Origin of the sequence: Bacteroides sp. AM41-16 (genome assembly GCF_003603495.1) — a bacterium.
In the GTDB taxonomy this organism is placed as follows: domain Bacteria; phylum Bacteroidota; class Bacteroidia; order Bacteroidales; family Bacteroidaceae; genus Bacteroides; species Bacteroides uniformis.
In genome coordinates this window covers 21,637-40,471 of the sequence record NZ_QTNE01000012.1, presented here as the reverse complement: position 1 = coordinate 40,471, position 18,835 = coordinate 21,637, and the positions used below count along the sequence as shown (strand labels likewise).

Genomic DNA, 18,835 nt, shown 5'->3' with positions numbered 1-18,835 from the left:
GCTTACTAAAACTTATTCGTCCGACAGCCGTTGAATTATCGTCCGACAATTGTCGGACGATAATTCAACGGCTGTCGGACGATAATTCAACAAGTATCGGACGAATAAATCTTAGCAAATAGAGAGATAGATGGCTTACCGCTTGATTTATTTGTGATTATCCGCGCACACAATCAGTACCTCCCCAAAAGAATCAAGTTGCCAATGGGGTCTCATAGAGATTGTCATTGCAACTTCAGGAATGGCAACGTATTTCCACCGGTAGACAACGGCAATTTCCCGTCCCATTTCTCCACAGCCTTTAGTTGAATCAATTCCGGCGTGATGCTTTGTTGAAGGATACGGTTGGCATCTGCCTTACCCTTGGCGGCAGCTACTACCTTTTCCGCCTCGGCTATAGCGGCTTTCTTTTCATTCTCCACCTTCAAGGCATTCTGCACAGCAGTATTCTTTTCGTCAATGGCAGCTTGCAGCACATCGTTGGGTTTCACGGACGACTGTATGTTGGTAAACGTAAAGCCACGGGTACTGAGACGCTCCTTCAGTAATGCCTCCACCTCCTTCTCGAAAGCCGGACGGTTGTTGATGAGCGAATCCGTCTCATAGAGTCCTGCCACGTCCTTATAAGCGTTCTTCACTTCCGTCAGGATAACACTCTGTTCCAATTCTTCGGTAGTCTTGCGATAGCGTAGAAAAACTACTTTGGCATCCTCCCGCTCAATGAAGTATTCTATAGTAGGGTCTGTCTTGAAGATGGTTCCCTTCTTGTCCTGAATGTCGAAAGGTTCGTAGTCTACAATCTGCGCAATGCAGGATATTCGAATAGCTGCTTGGCAAAACGGTTGTAAACCACCCATCCGGTCTCCACCTTGGCATCATCTACTCCACGCTCACTACCGGCCAGATTGACGATGATGCCCGTCTGTCCCGAATCAATACGCTCCACGGCAAACATGACCAAGAACAATACTATAATTCCAATGACTGCGACTCCTGCCGCGCCTACTCTCACTGTTGATTTGTTTGTGACTTTCATGGTGTTTTCTGTTAGTTTAATGAGTGAATAATGCTCCAAAGATATTTATAATTGTTTGTTCAAGAAAGGCAATCCGTTATTTTTGGAAGAGAAGAAGGCCTCCCTCCCGCACACAGTGTAGAAAGGAGGCCCATAGTCTCTATATTTTCAGAATTTACTCAGTCACGATACGACCTGCCAACAGTGATTTCTTCAGATAACTTTCAGCACACTATAGGAATTACCCTCACTCCCACTGGACATGGTGCTGATTTCCTTTGCCACTTCTTTCAGTCTTGCCGGATTGCTGTATTTATATATAATTGTAGGATATACCTTTTTACAGAATTCTGTGCCAAATTACTTAAACGTTCGTGTTTGCGAAATAATATTGCCATAATGTCTTGGTTTTTAAAATAAATAGAATAGAAATCGTGTTTTCTTATTTCTCTGCCAATAGCTGCACAGATTCATCCGTCATGTGATGGTCTGCTGTCAAGCTCCAGTCATTGTTCTTTTCGTCCCATTCGTAACTGAGGTAGCGCAAGACACTGCTGTCGGTCTGCCGATAGACGGCTTTCTGCTTGATGTCGGTGTAGGCATTGCTTTGCTCGTTCCAGAGGGCGTATTCCACAGTGACGTCGTCCGTATAGAAGAAGTTAAGACTGTGGTGCTTCTCAAAGCTTTGCGTGGATTCGTTCCATTTCAGCACTTCTTTTTGGGAGATGCGACCGGAGTTGTCGTAAATGTAATTGTACTTCAGGTGGCGGTGCAGGAATTTCTGATTCTCCACTTTGAATACGGTTTGTGTTTCCACACGGCCGTCGTTGGTTTCGGTATTATAGGCAAAGTTGTCTGTACGGTTAACGGCTGCTGCGCTTACTACGTTTACTAAAGAGGTCATTGCGATGATTGCTGAAATTACTAAAGTCTTCATAATGGTTCTATTTTTTAAGTTATACATTTTGTTTCAAGTTCTTGTCTTTGGGGGAGTTGTTCCCTTTCGACATTGCAAAGATAGGAGGTGGTAAAAAGCTTTTAGGTTATCGTTACGTTAATGTTAGGTTAACGGAGATATTTATTACTTTTGCGCCCAAAACAAGAACAAAATGAAAACACGTTTCCTCTTATATCTTTCCTTTTCCAATCTATCGGAGACGTAACTGGATAGGCATACAGCAGACTGTCACCACATCTACTATTGAGAAGTACCATCTTTCTTCTATGTCGTCCCAAACGGTTCGGACTTTCTTCGCTTCGAAAAGCTTGATGGCATTATGCTGGGGCATGATATTATGTTTTCAATTCTTAGTTTTAAGCTCTTTGATTGGGTCCTCGTTATGTGACAGAAACAATGCTCTTTCTTCAATTTAATCATAATTTCTGTTTTATTGCATCAGTTGACATAGTCTGTTTTCTTAGGTATAGTACAAAATATATGATTATTTTGACTTAAAACAAATCGCAGTCAATAAATCACTGCACATCATATGACAATAGGGAATAGCCTGCACCACAGACCATCCCCTATCACCTTAATTTTACTTGTGTGACTTCCTCTTACTTCACCACACCGTCCGTCATCGTAAAGCCTTCCAGAGAGCCGGCTTTCACCTGAATACAAATCACACTAATGGCGCTGTCTGCCGCAGCCGACAATTGGCGTTCTCCTGCCGGAGCCACGCGAAGCCAGTCACCCGCCTGCAGTTCTACGGTTTCTCCGTCAACCACCATGGTGCCGCGTCCGGAGAGGACGGCATAAATTTCTTCATTTTGCTTGTGCGAATGCACAAAAGGTACTCCTGCACCAGCCGGCAAATTGCTGATAGATACTTCTGCACCAGTCAGATTCAATGAATCGTGCAACTCGACACGTGCCTCGCCTGCGGGCACATTTACTTTCTGATAGTTCTTCATAATCACTTCTCCTTAGTATGTTTTGATTTACGGCTGCAAAGTTAGCCAACTACCAGACATCGTACAAGAAGGCACTTGAAGCTCAGTTAGTTACCTCCATGTTACCATTATTGGCAAATAAGGAGTTAGAAAAATAAGATTAACAAAAATTATTACTATTTTTGCCGAAAAAGCAAATATCGACTAAACTCTATAAAACATGAAGATTCTGAAAAAAATTTCAAAAGTAATAGTCATCGTAATGGCTGTACTGGCAACCATTTGGTGTGGTTTGTATGTTTATGCCAACTATTTCTATAATGACAAGCAGATTGATGTAGAAAACTTCTACATCGCGGAACTACCGTTAACCCCCTCGCAGTTTGAAGAAGATTTCAAAGAAATACACCAGATTGTCATGGAGAATTATTCATTATACCAAGCCAAGCATCTGAATATGGATTCATTGTATCAAGCTTGTGACGCCCGCGTTCGCCAGGCGCAGACCACCACAGACTACGGACTGATAGTGCAGGAATACATCTCTGCCTTACAATGCGCCCACGCCATTACCTGCTACAAGAGGTACACAGCCAATCAGCGCGTAGCCTTTATAGAGGATTCCTTGTTCGTTGACAAACCCAGTGACTATCTGACAGAATACGGCTTCCAGGACAAAGACCGGATTATAGCTATCAACGGACTCCCCTATAAACAATGGATTGAACAGAACGAAAAATATACCGAAGCATCTACCGTCCCCCACAGACGGCTCCGTACAGCCTATGATGCGTTCCGTAGTTATGCAGACACCCTAAGAAACTATACACTGCTGAGAGGGGGCGATACTCTGACCGTCACCCTTCCCTTGAAACAAAGGGACTATTTTCCGGATAACGAAGAACAAACTGTGGAGAGCAGGATATTACAAGACAGCATTGGTTACCTTACCATCAAAACCATGATGAACCCCGTCATGGAAGATTTCAAGGCGGTCTATCCCAAAGTCAAGGATTTACCATACCTCATTATAGACGTACGTAGAAACGGCGGAGGAAACAGCATGAATGGAGTAGACATCTGCAAGTACTTCATCCGCGAAGCACAACCACACTGCGTCAGCAAGAGCTACATCATGCAGCCCGAAGCCGACGCCTATAAAGGTAAAATCTATCTGCTGACCGACACATATACGCTCTCTGCTGCCGAGAGCTTCACACTCGACATGAAGGAAAGCGGAAATGTCACCCTCATCGGCGAAGCTACCGGAGGGGATACCGGCAATGGCCCCCGTCCTTTCTGTACCAAACAGCGGACCTATTTCCGTATCCCTACCCGCCAGCCGGACGTCTCTTCTAAAGGTTTCCCCATGGAAGGTATAGGCATACTGCCCCATCATCAAGTATCCCAAACCGTAGCAGATTTCATGAAGGATGAAGATACAGTGCTGAATTATGCTGTCGGACTGATAACAGAGAAACAATAATACATTTCCTCAACGAAAAAGAGCCAAGTATCAAAGGAGTGTCACCTCACGATACTTGGCTCTTTTGTATTTGATATATTATCCTTTATTTGGTACTTGCCAACATCAAAGCCGCATTGCTGTCATTCAGTTCGTAAACGGTAGTTTGCGTATAGCTGTCGTAACCATTAGTTCTACTGTTCCAACGGGCATAGCTCAACTCAACTTCACTGTCAGTGTATTCAACATCCAGCTTGAAATAAGGCACCCAGGCTTCCTTTACGCTATCCCACTTGAAAGCTTCCTTGCTCGTCACACGGTTCTCACTGTCATAAGTGTAAGTGTAGCGGAGGTGACGGAAAAGGTGTCCGTCCTCATTGCGGAAGATAGTCTTGGCGGTCATCAGTTCTCCGGTCATCTCCTCGTTTTTCACATAATCGGCAGGAGTTGTCGCGCTTGCAGAAAAGTTCATTACACTTGCCATTACCACTGCCATCATTACCACTGCTTTTGAAAATACTGTTGCTTTCATAATCGTTATTTTTTATTGTTATTACTTCTTTCTCTGAGGAGGTTGTTGTTTCATAACCGCCTTCGCCTATATATAGTCAATCTGCGTGCCAAAGAATTAAATCACTGATTATCAAAGAATAACTATTTTATAGTAATGTCCATTTTCGGACAACTGTCCGCACAAAAACGAACAGCAAAACAAAAAATAAACGAAATATCATGAAAGTATTTCTACATTAGCAATAATATTATGTAACAGTAGTAAATTGTTTGATGATTGTCCCTACAAAAAGCTGATTTATACTTATCTTATCTCAATGGCGGCATCTGAAAACGTGGTGGGGCAATAGTCGCTCCGCCACTGCCCCCTCTATTATCAAAGACGGTGTTACGCAGAATCTCATACAAGATTCCACCTACATCCAGACTTAATTTAAACTTGTCGAAATTATAATAGGGAATCACAACGGGAACCGTCTCCCAACGACCGCGATAAGCATCGTAATAACGTTGTACTCCAACTTCCATACCAAAACGTTCGGACATATCCAAAGACATGGTGGCACCGTAGCGGTGGGTATCCATCCCGTAAGTATTTCCTATGGCATACGAACCGAAAACCTTAAAAGCTACACGGTCCGAAGCCTGATACCGCAAAGCTCCCGAAGTACTGAAAGCCTGCCCGGTGGAATGAATCATATTTATCTTCATGGCATCTACGCCAAGCTGGAGCGTCAGCCTTTGGTTAAAGGCATGCTGATATCCCAGGGAAGCATTGTTGAAACGTCCGATACCCGGTACGCTGGTCTGCCCACCGGAACCGAATAACATGCCGTGAGGAAACTGTCTTAATACACCGCTTGTACTGTAATCTCCCCGAAATAGCAGGGAAGGATTGGTCTGATAAGGCAGACGAAGAGACTCTTTCAGTGAAAAATCGGGCAGGGAATAGGAGTGCTCCGGATGAAACATGGAAGAAGGGGCAGAGTTTTCAGAAGGAAGCTCAAAAGGAGAGAATAGAGATTCATTGAATTCCGGCTGTATCTGTATACTGTCACGAATGAAACATACACTGTCTTCCTGCGCAAAAAGCAATTGCGGCACAAAAGCCAACAGCAGGCAGATTCCCAAACGGCCACCAAGACAAGAGATACTGACTTTCCGTTTTCTACGCATATACCCTCCTTCTTTATATTCATATAATACTGCTATACAAAAATAACGAAAATAAACCAGAAGAACAGTACATGTACTGCTAAATTATTGCAATATAGAAGGATACATTATTAATTTTCTATCAGTATCAATCCTACTCCTTTCACTGTTTTAATGGTTACCGACTCGTCTTCCGAAAGAAATTTCCGAAGTTTCGTCACAAATACATCCAGGCTGCGGGAAGCAAAGTAATCATCTTCCGTATTCCAGAATTTATCCAAGATAGCTTCCCGGCGGATAACGTCTCCCCGCTTCTCACAAAGCATCTGCAACAAACCTGTCTCGCGCACAGTCAAAGTCTTGTTTACACCCGAAGCATGTTTCAAAGTGGCATGTGTGGCATCCAACACATATTCCTTGCCTATCTTGTAGCATTGACTCGTGTCTTTCGATTTTTCGCCTTTGGAAAGCTTCAATAAGGCGTGGACATGTGCATCCAGTTCTTCGGGAATGAACGGTTTCTTTATATAGTTATTGGCACCGATTTCATAACCTTTTACCACATCTTTAGGAGATATCAGGGCAGAGGAGAACAGAATCGGAGTTTCCCCATCTGTCTCGCGGATACGCTTCACCATCTCGTAACCGTTCATAACGGGCATTTCTATATCAGATACTATCACATCAGGATGTTGTTCTTTCCACTGTTTCAAGCCCTCCTCGCCATTGGCGGCAGCAATCACTTCATAACCGCCTATCATATCTTCCAACCCGCCCTGAACTATATATCTCAAGCTTGCATCGTCTTCTACCAACAATAACTTTATCATAATGCGTTTATTATATATTGCAAAAATAAGGAAAAGAATGAATGCAACAGTCATATTGCTATAAAATAAACGAGGAAAACAACGCCTCTTAACCTAATATTAACGTAGCGATAACTTATGAAGCATGTGCCCCACTCTACCTTTGCAACATCAATACAAAAAATCCACACTATGAAAGCAGATATTTCAATAACAAAAAGCCGAAAAGGGACAGAGATAGTAGTTTCGGGCAAGAGGATTAATAAATACGGCATCATAGCTGCCATAGTATTTGCAGTACCAATGCTGATTCTGTTTCAGTCGATACATGGAGAAACAACCAGCCATCTATCGCTGGTCAGATTCTTCATGTGTATATTGGCAGCTGTCCTGGTAAATCTATTCCTACATAAACTGTTGTTCAGATTGTTTTCGCCGATACGCATGTGGCAATATCGCACCACATGCCTGCTGCCCTTCCTGCTACTGGGTATATTGCCCCTTATATATGGTATGACAAGTGGCAATTATGATGTCACACGATTTGGAATATTACTGGCTGTCATGAGTTTCGACGACCTTTACATCCTCTGGCAATTACGCTCATTCGGCGGAGACTCCTATATTACTGACAAATCAGAAGGATTGAATTTCCACGTGTGGTAAATTTATACAGTCTCAATAGGAAAGTAGAGTGTAAATTCACTGAAGCGCCCCTCTTCACTTTCCACTTCTACCCTGCCGCCATGTGCCAGCATCACCTGCTGTACATAATTCAGGCCCAGACCAAAACCTGCAGCACCGCCCCTTCCACTTCGCCCGACTGCTGCAGAACGTTCAAAACGGTTGAAGATAAGAGACTGGTCTTTTAAGGGAATACCCAATCCGTTGTCACACACCTTTATCTTGCAGAAGCCTTTCTCCGATTCGCAAATAATATCTATCTTTACCTCTTCATGGGAATATTTAATGGCATTGTCCAGCAGATTGCCCAACACTTCACGCAAACAGAAGGCATCGGCATACACCATTTCACAACGATGATAAACGGTCGTAAATTCTACCCTTTTGCTGGTTTTCAGAGAAATTTTGGCAATCATATCATCAAGTAAAGGCCGCAAAGGCACCTCTTCCTGATGGAGTTCCAAATGTCCCTCATCCAGCTTGGTAAGTACCAGTACACGATTGGAAAGGGTAAGCAGATGCTCACACTCTTCCATCATCGCCTGCCGGTATTTCTCTTCTTTTCCGGGCTTACCGGACAATTTGCCGCTATTCAGAATATGAGCTCCCATCAGGATGGAACTCAGAGGAGACTTCATGTCGTGTATCATAGCATAAGTAAAATCCTTCTGGAATTGCTCCAAATGCCGCTGTGTACGCAAAACTTTCACCTGGCCGAGAATACAGTCCAACACCACCAAAAACATTACCCAAAGAGGCAGAAACAGATACCATACGGAACTTATGACGTAGCGATACGGATTCTTCACCACACCTTGTATACAAAGGATGCTGTCCTCCTTCAACGGTATAAACCGGGAAGAAATATCCTGATATTTTGCCGAGGCATATCCTGCTTCCACCACTGTACTATCGGAGGGAGCGTAGTACTGGCGGATACCACTCTTATAGGTCATTCCCAAGGCTTCCAACCTGGAAGCAAAAGCAGAATCGAGGTACTGCACGGAGAGAGGAAGTTCCATTCCGCTTTCATTGATGCTGCGCTGCATAATCAAAGCAGAGCGTAGTCGATAATTCAAATCGACCGGATTGTACATATGTACCACTCCAAAGCGGTTCACCTTATACTTCGACTGCTCTTTCTCCAGAAATTCCCTTTGCTCCTTTGCAAAAGGCGATTCAACACTCTCTTCCCATTCATCCTTTCCATCCCTATCAGTCTGTTCGTAGAGCAAAGAAAGGCGGCGTTTCAAGACCTCGTCATAAAAAGCCGCTTCAAAACAATCATTTACCTGATAGGCAGTTTCTTTGAAAGAAGCACGGTACAGATAGACAAACCAGACTACCATCAGCAGACAGCCGGCAATCAACCCGACAATCGAAAAGACTTTAAAAGAATATTGCTTGCGCACCTGCCGCTGCCGTTCGCTTTGCTTAGCTCCCGTAAGCGTATGTTCTGTCATGTCCAGCAAATGTTGCCCCGAGGCTTCTATATCTGCCCACCGGCTCTCCGATATCTGACTACGTACCTCACCTATCGGCAACCTCATCTTCTCTGCCAGCACATAAAAAGCAGACCGCTGCTTCTCAATATCATTACCTTGTTTAAGTATGGAATCCATTTGCCTGGCCCAACTGTACACCAGAAAAACAACCAAGAGAAGCGTAGGAAGGAACAAAAAGACTATATCCTTGACAAGCGGTATAAAAGGAGAAAACATGACAGCTTCAATGGCCTCTCCTTTCTTCTCATTCAACCAGGCTTTTTCCGAAAGAACAGACTTGAACCGTACATATACCGAACGCTTGCTTCTGTCCGTCGCAGGACGGATATTTACAGTCCGGTCTATATTTTTCCATTTCAGTTTCTTCTCTACCAACCTCGCCATCACATCTAATGGAATGGCGACATGATATACATCTTCGAGAAAGGAAGCTGCCTGCTGATAGTTTAAAAACATCTCATCTTCGAAAGACCTGATACTGTCTTTGGATAGATACGAGTAAAAAGGGATAGTCATGTCAGGAAACGGTAAATTATTAATCTCGTTGTCCACCGTTTCGATAAAAGCCAGACGGAAACATTCGTTCAGTGCGCGTTCCGCCTCTTTCTTGGTATTGTCGTAAGCATACATCATACCACCAATCTGCACCACAATTACCAGTAGCAGCCCTACAATAGAAAGGATATAGAGTGAACGAAGTTTCATCTTACCTATTATTTTGAGGACAAAGATAGCATTTTATCATAGAAAAAGAACTGATACAAAAAAGATAGCCTTGGACTTTTATTTATCCAAAGCTATCCATACAAGTACAATCCCTGCGATAGAGACGTCTACAGAATTATTTGCGAAGAGTCAACTTATCAATCCCAAAGAAACCGGTATCATGTCCCGGAGCCAGTGCAATCGACTCAATCTGCAACTCATTCTTTCCTTTTTCCAAATTGACCCGCCCAAGATTCACCAAAAGCAGAGACACTTCTCCATTGGTCAGACTGACTTCCGGAGTAATCACCTTATCATTTACACGAAGGGCAAATGTACCATAATCAGGCGCCACAGTGAACTGTATTTTCGCATAATAAGTTCCTTCCACTTCACTGTCAAAAACCAATGACAGCTTATCTCCCGATTTAAACTCTTTCCAGTAGAGCTGCATACCCTCACTCCACAAGGGGTGGAAGTTGGTCTGCAATTCAACGGAACCCATATGCCCCGGACGAGGCTGCATGACTTCGCCCTCCACAACCAGACTCATCCCTGAACCGAAAATATCTGACGGTTGGTTGGCAACCCGTTCGCGTACATCGCTCACAAAGGGTTTCGGCTGTATTTCGCCTCCGGGAAGCATATACCAGAAGGTTATCGGAGCATAATTAAGGTGTATATTCGACCAATCGAATAACTCCATGTCAAAGCGCAGGCTCCGGGTAAACGGAATCGCATCCAAACTACGAACACGGGTATTCTGCGCCAAACCTATGTGAGCATAACAACCATCTCCTATGGGTTGGGCAACAAAAGGATGGTTTATCCACGGTTCATAGCGCCCCCAGGCATAGCCATAATAATCTTCTGTACCCGTTCCAAAGTGTGACGGAAAGGTTTCACCGTCCACATACACCTTTTCATCTCCTTCTCCCCACCAACCCAAGTTGGGGTTATAGACAGTAACCGCATCTCCCACATACACGCCCCTACCCTTAAGATCGGCAAACGTAAGGTCCTGGGCAAACTCATCGCCCCGGGCATGGATATGCGTAAACTGCTGCCATGTGGTACCAAAATGCATGGAACGCTCATCCCACTGCCACTTTCCACTAACTGCAGCCGCCTTGGATATTTCCACCGGCTGTTCCCCATAATTGGTCAAGGTAATCGTACAGTTCCGCTCGAAAGGCATCACCCACCATGCACTCATCACGTCATCCTGCACGGCCCGCGTATACCACGTACCGGTTGCAACGGGATAATAGCCTACCCCGAAAAACTCACCGACCGGAGCCCAGACAGTTAGTTCCCCATCAAAGGCAATGGACAAGACCGTAGAGCGAAGTGCTTGGCGACGGTCATCGGCATCAATCCGCATCGAAAGACGACGAATGGCACGAGAGCCGTCAATCGTAAAACTACGGCTTTCACCCGGAGCCAGAGAAGCCGCCAGATTGAGCGTACTTTCTCCTCCCGCAAGCGGAGTATCAATACCAGGTGCTCCTTCCGACAGCTTCTTATTGACAGCAGCTATCAGCCGGGCATTCTTCTTCAACTCTTTGGCCGAGAAAGAAACCACCTTGACCGGAGAAATATAAGTACGGTAATTGATGGCATAGTATACAATGGTCTTACTTTCAATTTTCCCCTCCGGAGTAATCTTCAAGTCCGGCGATTCGATGGTCACCTTGCACCTTTTGGCGTAAGGTATGGGCAAATACAAATTATGCCCCCTTTCTTCCATCGGAGCCTCATCGGGCACTGAAGTTGAAAGAGGTTCCCCACAAAGGACTTGTCCGCTCAATATATCACGTACATTGCCTTCAATTACCGGTTTTTCCTCATTGTCTATGTAGATGCGCAGAGTTCCTTGCCCCCGGTTTATACCGGAGAAAGTCATCCAGAAACGAACCATGGCGCCAGGACCTTCGGCATCCATCATCACATATTCTGTCCTCCCCCCGTTCTCTTCCTGACGGATAAACTGTCCCTGGTCGAAATTACCAAACCAGGCACGCTTATCCGTCATATTATGCGAACTACGGTCGTAGCTGCTGAACTGCTTGCACGTATAGGTATTTTCGGGCCAACGCGCCAGCGCGGAGCGGTCTGTCATCTCATGCAACAATGTCTTAAGAGAGATAACCGGGTCGGCCATAGCCAAACTGCTATAGAGAAATATCAACTGAATTACAAAAACTAGTTTTTTCATCATAGCCGATTATTTTAGTAAATCTCCATCTCATTGATGCGTAACACCTTTCCTCCTGCATGCTGCATAGGACGGGTTATCATCAAGCGTACATAGCGTACCTGCGCCGGAGTGTCAATCATACGTGATACGACATTCTGCCGGTTTCCATCTATATTGTCAAGTGTCTTCCATTCTTCAGTCTGGCTGTTTCTGCCTTGCAGGAAGCAAGCGGAAGTAATGTACCCTTTGTCCTCACGGCCTGCATTCACCAGTTTCCAACCGCTCACAGTTTTCGCCTCACCCAAATCAAAATCCACATAATTCAACGCACTTCCCACTTCACACCATTTGGTATCGACATCCCCGTCAACGATACGTTCGGGCTTCTCATTATCATTAAAATAGCCGGAATAGGCGATAATCTTCGCACCCTTCAACAGGTTTTCTTTTTCCACCTCCACACTGTTCAACTCCATCTCATTGTCACGGATGGCTGTATGGAACAAGCTAGTGGCAACCTGGACGGGTTTCAGAGTTTCCTCCACCAATGTGGCAGCAAAAAGAACAACCTTTTCATTCTTCGGAAGTATAAGGCTGGCAGCACCTGCCGGAATATCGACACCGAACTTGAACATATAGGTAAACTCATAGGCCTCATCGGCTGTAGGAGAGTGGCGGTGAGTTCCCACATAAGCCACTTCGGCATCCTTCAGATAACCTTTGGTATGTCCCGAATGTCCCCACTGTCCGACAAATCCGGTATAGGAAGGTACAATGACCTCACTCTTGTTCCCTCCGCACCGGAAAGTGGCGGCATAGTCCCCGTCCGTAGCAGCAGCCAGGAAATACAGTTTATTATACTTTTTACCTTCCGGTAGAACAATAGTATCACCATTGCATGTCATTCCGTTGGCGGCATCTTTCTCACCGAGTTGGAAAGGAATCCCGTTTACAGCCAGGGATTCGGGCAACAGTTCTGCCGCAAACGAATAGCCCGACTCAAAATCAGCTTCACCGCGAAACTCGTTGAATGATGAACATTTATAGTTATAGGACAGCGACAAAGAGGCATACTGCAATTGATAGGCGTCTTCACCCGATGACTTCAAACGTACCTTGAATGTCTTTACAGAATAAGGCTTTATACTTACAGACAGCCCGTTTCCACTGAATTCGGCCGAACCGATACTCTTTTCAGTGCCATCCGCTTCGCAGGCACTGGCAATTTCGCCTGCAAAAGAAAGTACCGCATCCTGCACCTTCTCACCGCCCATCTCATAGACACGCACTACATACTCATCCGAGTTCTCGGCTTTCTTCAATGCCTTGATAATGACATTGCGGTTATTGGAAGAGACGAAAGAGAACTCCTTACCCAACGTACCCTTGTGTTTGTCGGTACGGAAAGCTTTCAACCTCTGGTTCAACATCTCCGCTTTCTCTATGGTGGCAGCCTTGTCAAGTCCGCCGGCATGACCCACCAGACTGTATGTAAAGCAATGATGACCGAAGTCCTGGCGATTCTGGTAAGCATAATCCTTGTCTGTTTCGGGGGTATGCAGCAGAGTCAGGCGGAGGGTGTTGTCGTCCGGTTTGTCCCAACCGTATTTGCTGTCATTCAGGACAGACACACCATAGTTTCCACTACGGTCAGTCAAATCGGCCCAATACTGTGCATAGACTTCATAGGCAGTCTCCGTATTGTTGCCCCGCTTCACGCTTCCAAGTCCCAAATCGTAAGTAGCTTCCGTATTTGCTATGTTCAAGGGGAATTCGGCCTTCAATAAGGCATTGGACAACTGCCAGTCCACCTCATTGTAGAAGTCTATGCGGTCAGCACGGTTGCCTTCATACAAGCGGATGTATTGCTTGAAGAGTGACTCTCCATAACGTTTCTCGATGCAGAGTGACTTGCGCAGCTCACCATCCTCCACCAATGTCATCTTCACATCCTCTGTGATGGAAACCGGTTCCCGGTCTATGGTCTCCTTCAAGATTTCCCAAGCAGGCCATATGTAGGACTTGTTCTGCGTGAAAAGCGCCAAACGAATGGATTTACCGGGTTTCACCAGCTCCTTGCCATTCTTCTTGTCAAACAGTGAAATGATGTCTCCCTTCTTATCCAACGTTATCTTGTAAACAGAATTCTCCAATGCATTGGCATTCACAGATACCCGGGCATCAGCCGACAGACCGGATGTGCGGACATCATATACCGCATAACCGGTAGCAGGCAAAACAGCTTCCATCAAGAGTCTGGCTTTACCATCGACATAGGACAGTAGTTGGGCGGCCACTTTCCGGCCATTCATATCATATACGGTAATTCCTTTCGGTTTCTTTGGCAAGGCAAGTTCCACCTCTGCCATATCGGCAACCTGGAATCCAAGCGCATTGTAAAGCACCACCGGTATCCCTTTCACCCTGGTATCCATCTTTCTTGCCACAGCGTCAATGGAGGAAGTAAGAATACCGGAGAACTGCTTGAGGGAAATCAACTCGTCATTCCATGAGAATTCATAAGCCCGCGGTATACTTGTTCCCGTAAGGTCATCATGGAACTGATGGAAAATGAAACGCTGCCAGTTCTCAGTCAATGCAGCTCCGGGATAGGAAGCTTGGTTCAGCCATTCGGCTACAACGGAGGAGCGTTCCGCTGCATCCCCCAAAAGCTCATTCTGACGGTTGTACAGCTTCATGGCAGCCTGGGAAGTATAACATCCGGTACCGTGAACATCCATCAACAGTTCACCGTTGAACTTGGGCAGTTCCGGATGGCTTGCGTAAGGCTGGAAGTCTTTATATATCCGGTCACTCGTGGCACTGACAATCTGCAACGGACCATTGCCTTGCAGGCCTTTCTCTATGGCACGTACAGACTCCAATGTAGGTGAACCACCTATGTCTCCCGTACCGTAATAGCGGTAGACCATGTGAAGCGGAGAGTGGGTAGTCAATTCCAACAAATTCTTGTTTTCCGACAAGTCTTCGTCCTCAAAACGCTGGTTATAATCATATCCATGAGCCATCATGATGGTAGAGCCGTCTATACCTTGCCATAGGCCGATAGTGAAAGGATATTTGTCGTTGCCGTAGAACGGCTTGTTGCGCCACTGCAACTTCTGAGAAGAGAAACCAATCAGTCCGCAATGGGACGTAATGGCAGGAAGTGTCCAGCCAAAACCGAAACAATCCGGCAAAAAGATGTCAGTGCTTTCCACACCAAATTCCTTCCGATAATAATTCTGACCAAGCATGATGTTACGAATCGCAGACTCTATGGAAGGAACCAGCGTATCAGTGGCATCCCAGCTGGCTCCGCTGATATGCCAACGGCCGCTCTCTATGAATTTCTTCATCTCTTCGTATTGCGCCGGATAATATTCCTTCATCCAAGCATATTTCACACCTCCTTCAAAATTAAAAATATATTCCGGATACTGCTTCAGCAGAAACAGATTCTGGCTGATCGTATTCCACACATAATCCTTGATTGTGGTCTGGATATCCCAGTTCCACTGTGTGTCCAAATGTGCATCAGACACCATGTAGGCTTTCGGCTTTTGTGTCTGCAACGCATTCTGAGCATAAACTCCGCCCCCTAACAGCAAGGCGGAAGCCAATACTGCAATCTGTTTTCTCATTTTCTGTTTATTTATTACATTTATACTTCATACAGCAATATTCCATCATTCACAAAGGATGGATAACTAATACTTAACAATGACCGGAAGGACTCACTCCAACTTCATATCGGCACACATCAGGAAAGCATTGTATGGCCCCCACATGGACATGATGAACCAAAGCTGGTCATCATTGTCTTTCAACGGATGTATGTAAGCGCAATACAAAGCTGGATATCTGTCCGCTTCTGCCAATACTTTCGGCTCGCTCCACTGGACGAGATCCTTCGATGTACAATAAAGAATGGCATGCCTTTTGGTCAAAGGAGTCTCGTCATGATTCGGATCATAATTATAAGTCAGAATCCAACGCTCAAACTTCTTGTGCCATATCAGCGACGCTTCTCCTACGGGACCTCTCAATACCGGAGTAGCGGCAGCCTCATTTCCACGTATCCACTCTTTACTTTCACCGTTCCAGTATTCATAGGCCTTCATATCCAGAAGATCTTTCTCAAGGAAACGCGCCAGATACGCAGCATCACCACGTCCGGCCTGTGTGCCAAGCATATAAATCCATCCGTCACGTTTGGCATAAGCCACTTGCGAAAAATGACTGTCGGGAGAAAAAGTCACCTCTTCACGTCGCTCCCATGTCCGACCGTCATCATTGGAAGTATAGACAGAAGAAAAATTGGTAAGCCAGCGTCCATGAGGCGCTCCCCAATCATAAATGTTCATGATATGGACACAATCCGTTTTCCCGGCACGAATGGCACTCGTGGGGATGGAAGTCTGGTATACCTCCGGATTCGTCTTACCGCCTGCACATACCTCAAGCGCCTTACCATCGGCATCAAGCAGCATTGAATCTATTTTAAGACCGTCTGTAAGCTCTGTATCCGATGAAAAAGCCAGTACGTTGGAACGCCAGTTGGAACCATTACCACCATTTTTATTCACGACAAAGCCTTCTCCACTGGTATCTCCGAAAAACATGCCCACACGGTTTCCATCCATATGCCACATTAACCCCAAATCCGTTCCATATACATCAAAATCAGGTCCGGTATTATTGGGATTCAGCAATGTATCTCCCGGCAAAGGATCACCCGTGACACGGGATATCATGCGTACATTATCAATACACAGCGTTTTTTCACTATCAGCATCCTTACAAGCCATATTGCCCGTCAAACTACAGGTAACAAGCCCGAACAGTAAAATTTGTTTAGTTCTCATTCTTATCAATTCCATATACAAGTACACATTCCCACATCTATTCCTTTATTCTTTCCAGGATAATCAGTCCCAGTTCAAACTGGTCCCCACCGTTATTATTTCTCACATGGAAAGTGACCGAATTGGTTTGTTCCGTCAAATTGATGTCTCCTACATGTACTCTGTCTTTAGACACTTCTTTGTCCTTCTTAGTAGAAATCCATCCGGACAGTTGCTTCTGGCGTTGCCAAACCTGGAAGTCGGCACCATTCGGTTTCTCGAAATAGTTTATCAGCACTTTATATTTTCCTTCGGGCACATCGTTCAGCATGATGCGCACTACTCCTCCATGCTGGGTGGTCATACGGATTCCACGCTCATTTGTTACCTGGACACCTCCACCAAGACTCAGCTGCATCAATTGAGGGAAATAAATATGTTCTGTCGGCTGATATACAGTGCGTAATTCAGCAGTAGGTTCTTCTCTGCCTTGCAATGGCTGGGCTGCATAGAAGAATCCAACAGATGTATAATCTACCGGGAAATTATTTTTTACTTCACCATGTTCCATTCCATGATAGATTTCCTTCTCATAGGACATTTTGTCGGCCAAGAAGAAACGGTATCCACCGGTTCTGGCCATCGGAAGTGAATAATCCAGACAACCATGGAGAGGGAGGCTGTTTCCTCTGTCCCAACGATCCAATAAAGCATACCAGCCACCGTTGTAATAGTCTTCGGAACCGGTGCCGTGCAGACGCATTTTATTATCTACGTAAGTGCTGTCGTCCCCTTCGAAGAACAAGGTCATTCCCGGACGCAGGCCTTGTGCCTGATGGATGGTTCCTACATAATGTCCTTTTCCTTTTTGTGCAGCAAACTTATGGAAAATGCCGAGAGGAGTTTTCTCTCTACGCCATACAGAATAGAACTTACCCTCTTCCTTCACATTACGCTTATTACTGTTATAGTACACTTTAACGTTTACAGAAATAGGAGATTGCTGAATACCTTCTCTCTTTTTATAAATCATCTTCATAGAAGCTGACTTGTCAAAAGGCATTGGCAGATAGCAGTAGTTGGAAGTACCTTGCTTACCCATTAAGATACTCCGCATTGCTCCTTTTCCATAGGCATATCCAAAAAAATCAGCAACGGGGGCATAAATAGCCTCCACCTTCTCATTATCCCATTTAGCTGAAAGAATCACATCTTTGTATAAACCTTCGAAAGATGTTCCGCCATCAATCGACATACCTACAATACGTCCCGGTTCTGCCATCTCAAAGAAAGAAACTTCTTCTCCCGGACTCAGTGTAAATACCTTTTCTTCCGTCTGTACACCAGCTGATTTTCCAAAGGTATAATTCGTTACAGCAGGAGACAAGTCAGCCCATATTCTATTCACCTCAGCCAACAAATCCTTATCCTGCTGTGAGAATTCACCGGTATAGGTTTCCACCTTCTTTTCCGGCAAGTTACGGTATTGTATCTGAATGAATTCCAATTTAGGTCCATCGAAAACAATTTTGCAGGACTTTTTGTACGTAATGGGCAGATAACAATAAAAACCACCAATTTCATTACCACAAACGGGCTTTGTAAACGGATAAACCTTACCGGAAAACAAATCCGAGAACTTTATTTTCAGACCGGGCTCTTTCTGTCCATCAAAATAGAAATAGAGCATATTGTCCGTCGGTGTAGGAGTCCAGATTCGGTTGATGACTCCGGGGCCTTCCATCTCAGCAATCACCAACTTATCACCTTCCTTACGAAGGAAAGAATAAGTACCCGCAAAACCATCATCATTGCCTCCGGTACGGTCGTAACTCGAGAACTGCTCCACATAAGAGCCAGTGCGATACTCCGGCAATTTATCCACTCTTTTCAATAACTCCAGCTCATCCGTCCATCTGTATGGATTCTGAGCCACGGCATACGAGCCTGCCAATAGAATGGCAGACAAGAAAACAGAAACTTCTTTCAAATTAATTTTCATAAACTATTTTACTATATGTTTTTTAAAAAGGCAAGGAGA

At 45.0% G+C, this 18,835-nt stretch carries 15 protein-coding genes; 2 read left to right on the top strand and 13 right to left on the bottom strand.

Annotated features, from left to right (window positions below):
• Window positions 1-224: 224 nt before the first annotated feature.
• From DW896_RS12015 to DW896_RS12005, 5 genes are all read right to left on the bottom strand, one after another.
• Window positions 225-857 (bottom strand): SPFH domain-containing protein, encoded by a 633-nt coding sequence (locus DW896_RS12015; protein ID WP_009037483.1) that lies wholly within the window; start codon window positions 855-857, stop codon window positions 225-227.
• Window positions 794-1,036 carry a hypothetical protein gene (locus tag DW896_RS21715; RefSeq protein WP_227740984.1) on the bottom strand — a complete coding sequence of 81 codons (243 nt, stop codon included), beginning with the start codon at window positions 1,034-1,036 and terminating at the stop codon, window positions 794-796. The genes DW896_RS12015 and DW896_RS21715 overlap by 64 nt, the downstream gene beginning before the upstream one ends.
• Before the next feature lie 421 nt (window positions 1,037-1,457).
• Window positions 1,458-1,979 carry a DUF3836 domain-containing protein gene (locus DW896_RS12010; RefSeq protein WP_005824811.1) on the bottom strand — a complete coding sequence of 174 codons (522 nt, stop codon included), beginning with the start codon at window positions 1,977-1,979 and terminating at the stop codon, window positions 1,458-1,460.
• Between the two features lie 184 nt (window positions 1,980-2,163).
• The gene (locus DW896_RS21485) at window positions 2,164-2,304 is read right to left on the bottom strand and encodes a hypothetical protein (RefSeq protein ID WP_165852974.1); all 141 of its coding nucleotides are present in this window, start codon (window positions 2,302-2,304) and stop codon (window positions 2,164-2,166) included.
• A 271-nt stretch (window positions 2,305-2,575) separates the two neighbouring features.
• A complete protein-coding gene (locus DW896_RS12005; protein ID WP_005824807.1) occupies window positions 2,576-2,932 on the bottom strand; it encodes a cupin domain-containing protein in 357 nt (118 codons plus the stop codon).
• A gap of 199 nt (window positions 2,933-3,131) precedes the next feature.
• Between DW896_RS12005 and DW896_RS12000 the strand changes: the two genes are divergently transcribed.
• The gene (locus DW896_RS12000; protein ID WP_009037484.1) at window positions 3,132-4,397 is read left to right on the top strand and encodes a S41 family peptidase; all 1,266 of its coding nucleotides are present in this window, start codon (window positions 3,132-3,134) and stop codon (window positions 4,395-4,397) included.
• Between the two features lie 85 nt (window positions 4,398-4,482).
• Here DW896_RS12000 and DW896_RS11995 read toward each other — a convergent pair whose 3' ends face one another.
• The 3 genes from DW896_RS11995 to DW896_RS11985 all read right to left on the bottom strand — a co-directional run bounded on the left by DW896_RS11995 (window position 4,483) and on the right by DW896_RS11985 (window position 6,874).
• A complete protein-coding gene (locus tag DW896_RS11995; RefSeq protein WP_009037485.1) occupies window positions 4,483-4,908 on the bottom strand; it encodes a DUF3836 domain-containing protein in 426 nt (141 codons plus the stop codon).
• Between the two features lie 290 nt (window positions 4,909-5,198).
• Window positions 5,199-6,065 (bottom strand): hypothetical protein, encoded by an 867-nt coding sequence (locus tag DW896_RS11990; RefSeq protein ID WP_117964353.1) that lies wholly within the window; start codon window positions 6,063-6,065, stop codon window positions 5,199-5,201.
• A 110-nt stretch (window positions 6,066-6,175) separates the two neighbouring features.
• Window positions 6,176-6,874, bottom strand: coding sequence for a response regulator transcription factor (locus DW896_RS11985; RefSeq protein WP_009037487.1), 699 nt, complete (start codon window positions 6,872-6,874; stop codon window positions 6,176-6,178).
• 171 nt (window positions 6,875-7,045) lie between these two features.
• Here DW896_RS11985 and DW896_RS11980 point away from each other — a divergent pair, with 171 nt between their 5' ends.
• Window positions 7,046-7,519 (top strand): metalloprotease family protein, encoded by a 474-nt coding sequence (locus DW896_RS11980; RefSeq protein WP_227187434.1) that lies wholly within the window; start codon window positions 7,046-7,048, stop codon window positions 7,517-7,519.
• Between the two features lie 2 nt (window positions 7,520-7,521).
• Here the strand turns inward: DW896_RS11980 and DW896_RS11975 are convergent, their stop codons facing one another.
• The 5 genes from DW896_RS11975 to DW896_RS11955 all read right to left on the bottom strand — a co-directional run bounded on the left by DW896_RS11975 (window position 7,522) and on the right by DW896_RS11955 (window position 18,796).
• Entirely contained in the window at window positions 7,522-9,747 is a 2,226-nt protein-coding gene (locus tag DW896_RS11975) for a sensor histidine kinase KdpD (protein ID WP_009037489.1), read from the bottom strand.
• Between the two features lie 136 nt (window positions 9,748-9,883).
• The gene (locus DW896_RS11970) at window positions 9,884-11,968 is read right to left on the bottom strand and encodes a DUF2961 domain-containing protein (protein ID WP_034529202.1); all 2,085 of its coding nucleotides are present in this window, start codon (window positions 11,966-11,968) and stop codon (window positions 9,884-9,886) included.
• A gap of 11 nt (window positions 11,969-11,979) precedes the next feature.
• The gene (locus DW896_RS11965; protein WP_009037491.1) at window positions 11,980-15,591 is read right to left on the bottom strand and encodes a glycoside hydrolase family 38 C-terminal domain-containing protein; all 3,612 of its coding nucleotides are present in this window, start codon (window positions 15,589-15,591) and stop codon (window positions 11,980-11,982) included.
• 93 nt (window positions 15,592-15,684) lie between these two features.
• Entirely contained in the window at window positions 15,685-16,830 is a 1,146-nt protein-coding gene (locus DW896_RS11960) for a DUF4185 domain-containing protein (RefSeq protein ID WP_005833955.1), read from the bottom strand.
• A gap of 22 nt (window positions 16,831-16,852) precedes the next feature.
• Window positions 16,853-18,796 (bottom strand): glycoside hydrolase family 172 protein, encoded by a 1,944-nt coding sequence (locus DW896_RS11955; protein WP_005824777.1) that lies wholly within the window; start codon window positions 18,794-18,796, stop codon window positions 16,853-16,855.
• Window positions 18,797-18,835 lie beyond the last annotated feature (39 nt).

Excerpts from the sequence above, each read along its gene's own strand:
- DW896_RS11965 (WP_009037491.1), bottom strand. The coding sequence starts at position 15,591 with ATGAGAAAACAGATTGCAGTATTGGCTTCCGCCTTGCTGTTAGGGGGC.
- DW896_RS11970 (WP_034529202.1), bottom strand. The coding sequence starts at position 11,968 with ATGATGAAAAAACTAGTTTTTGTAATTCAGTTGATATTTCTCTATAGC.
- DW896_RS21715 (WP_227740984.1), bottom strand. The coding sequence starts at position 1,036 with ATGAAAGTCACAAACAAATCAACAGTGAGAGTAGGCGCGGCAGGAGTC.
- DW896_RS12015 (WP_009037483.1), bottom strand. The coding sequence starts at position 857 with ATGGGTGGTTTACAACCGTTTTGCCAAGCAGCTATTCGAATATCCTGC.
- DW896_RS11975 (WP_009037489.1), bottom strand. The coding sequence starts at position 9,747 with ATGAAACTTCGTTCACTCTATATCCTTTCTATTGTAGGGCTGCTACTG.
- DW896_RS11955 (WP_005824777.1), bottom strand. The coding sequence starts at position 18,796 with ATGAAAATTAATTTGAAAGAAGTTTCTGTTTTCTTGTCTGCCATTCTA.
- DW896_RS11960 (WP_005833955.1), bottom strand. The coding sequence starts at position 16,830 with ATGGAATTGATAAGAATGAGAACTAAACAAATTTTACTGTTCGGGCTT.
- DW896_RS11990 (WP_117964353.1), bottom strand. The coding sequence starts at position 6,065 with ATGCGTAGAAAACGGAAAGTCAGTATCTCTTGTCTTGGTGGCCGTTTG.
- DW896_RS12000 (WP_009037484.1), top strand. The coding sequence starts at position 3,132 with ATGAAGATTCTGAAAAAAATTTCAAAAGTAATAGTCATCGTAATGGCT.
- DW896_RS21485 (WP_165852974.1), bottom strand. The coding sequence starts at position 2,304 with ATGCCCCAGCATAATGCCATCAAGCTTTTCGAAGCGAAGAAAGTCCGA.
- DW896_RS12005 (WP_005824807.1), bottom strand. The coding sequence starts at position 2,932 with ATGAAGAACTATCAGAAAGTAAATGTGCCCGCAGGCGAGGCACGTGTC.
- DW896_RS11995 (WP_009037485.1), bottom strand. The coding sequence starts at position 4,908 with ATGAAAGCAACAGTATTTTCAAAAGCAGTGGTAATGATGGCAGTGGTA.
- DW896_RS11985 (WP_009037487.1), bottom strand. The coding sequence starts at position 6,874 with ATGATAAAGTTATTGTTGGTAGAAGACGATGCAAGCTTGAGATATATA.
- DW896_RS12010 (WP_005824811.1), bottom strand. The coding sequence starts at position 1,979 with ATGTATAACTTAAAAAATAGAACCATTATGAAGACTTTAGTAATTTCA.
- DW896_RS11980 (WP_227187434.1), top strand. The coding sequence starts at position 7,046 with ATGAAAGCAGATATTTCAATAACAAAAAGCCGAAAAGGGACAGAGATA.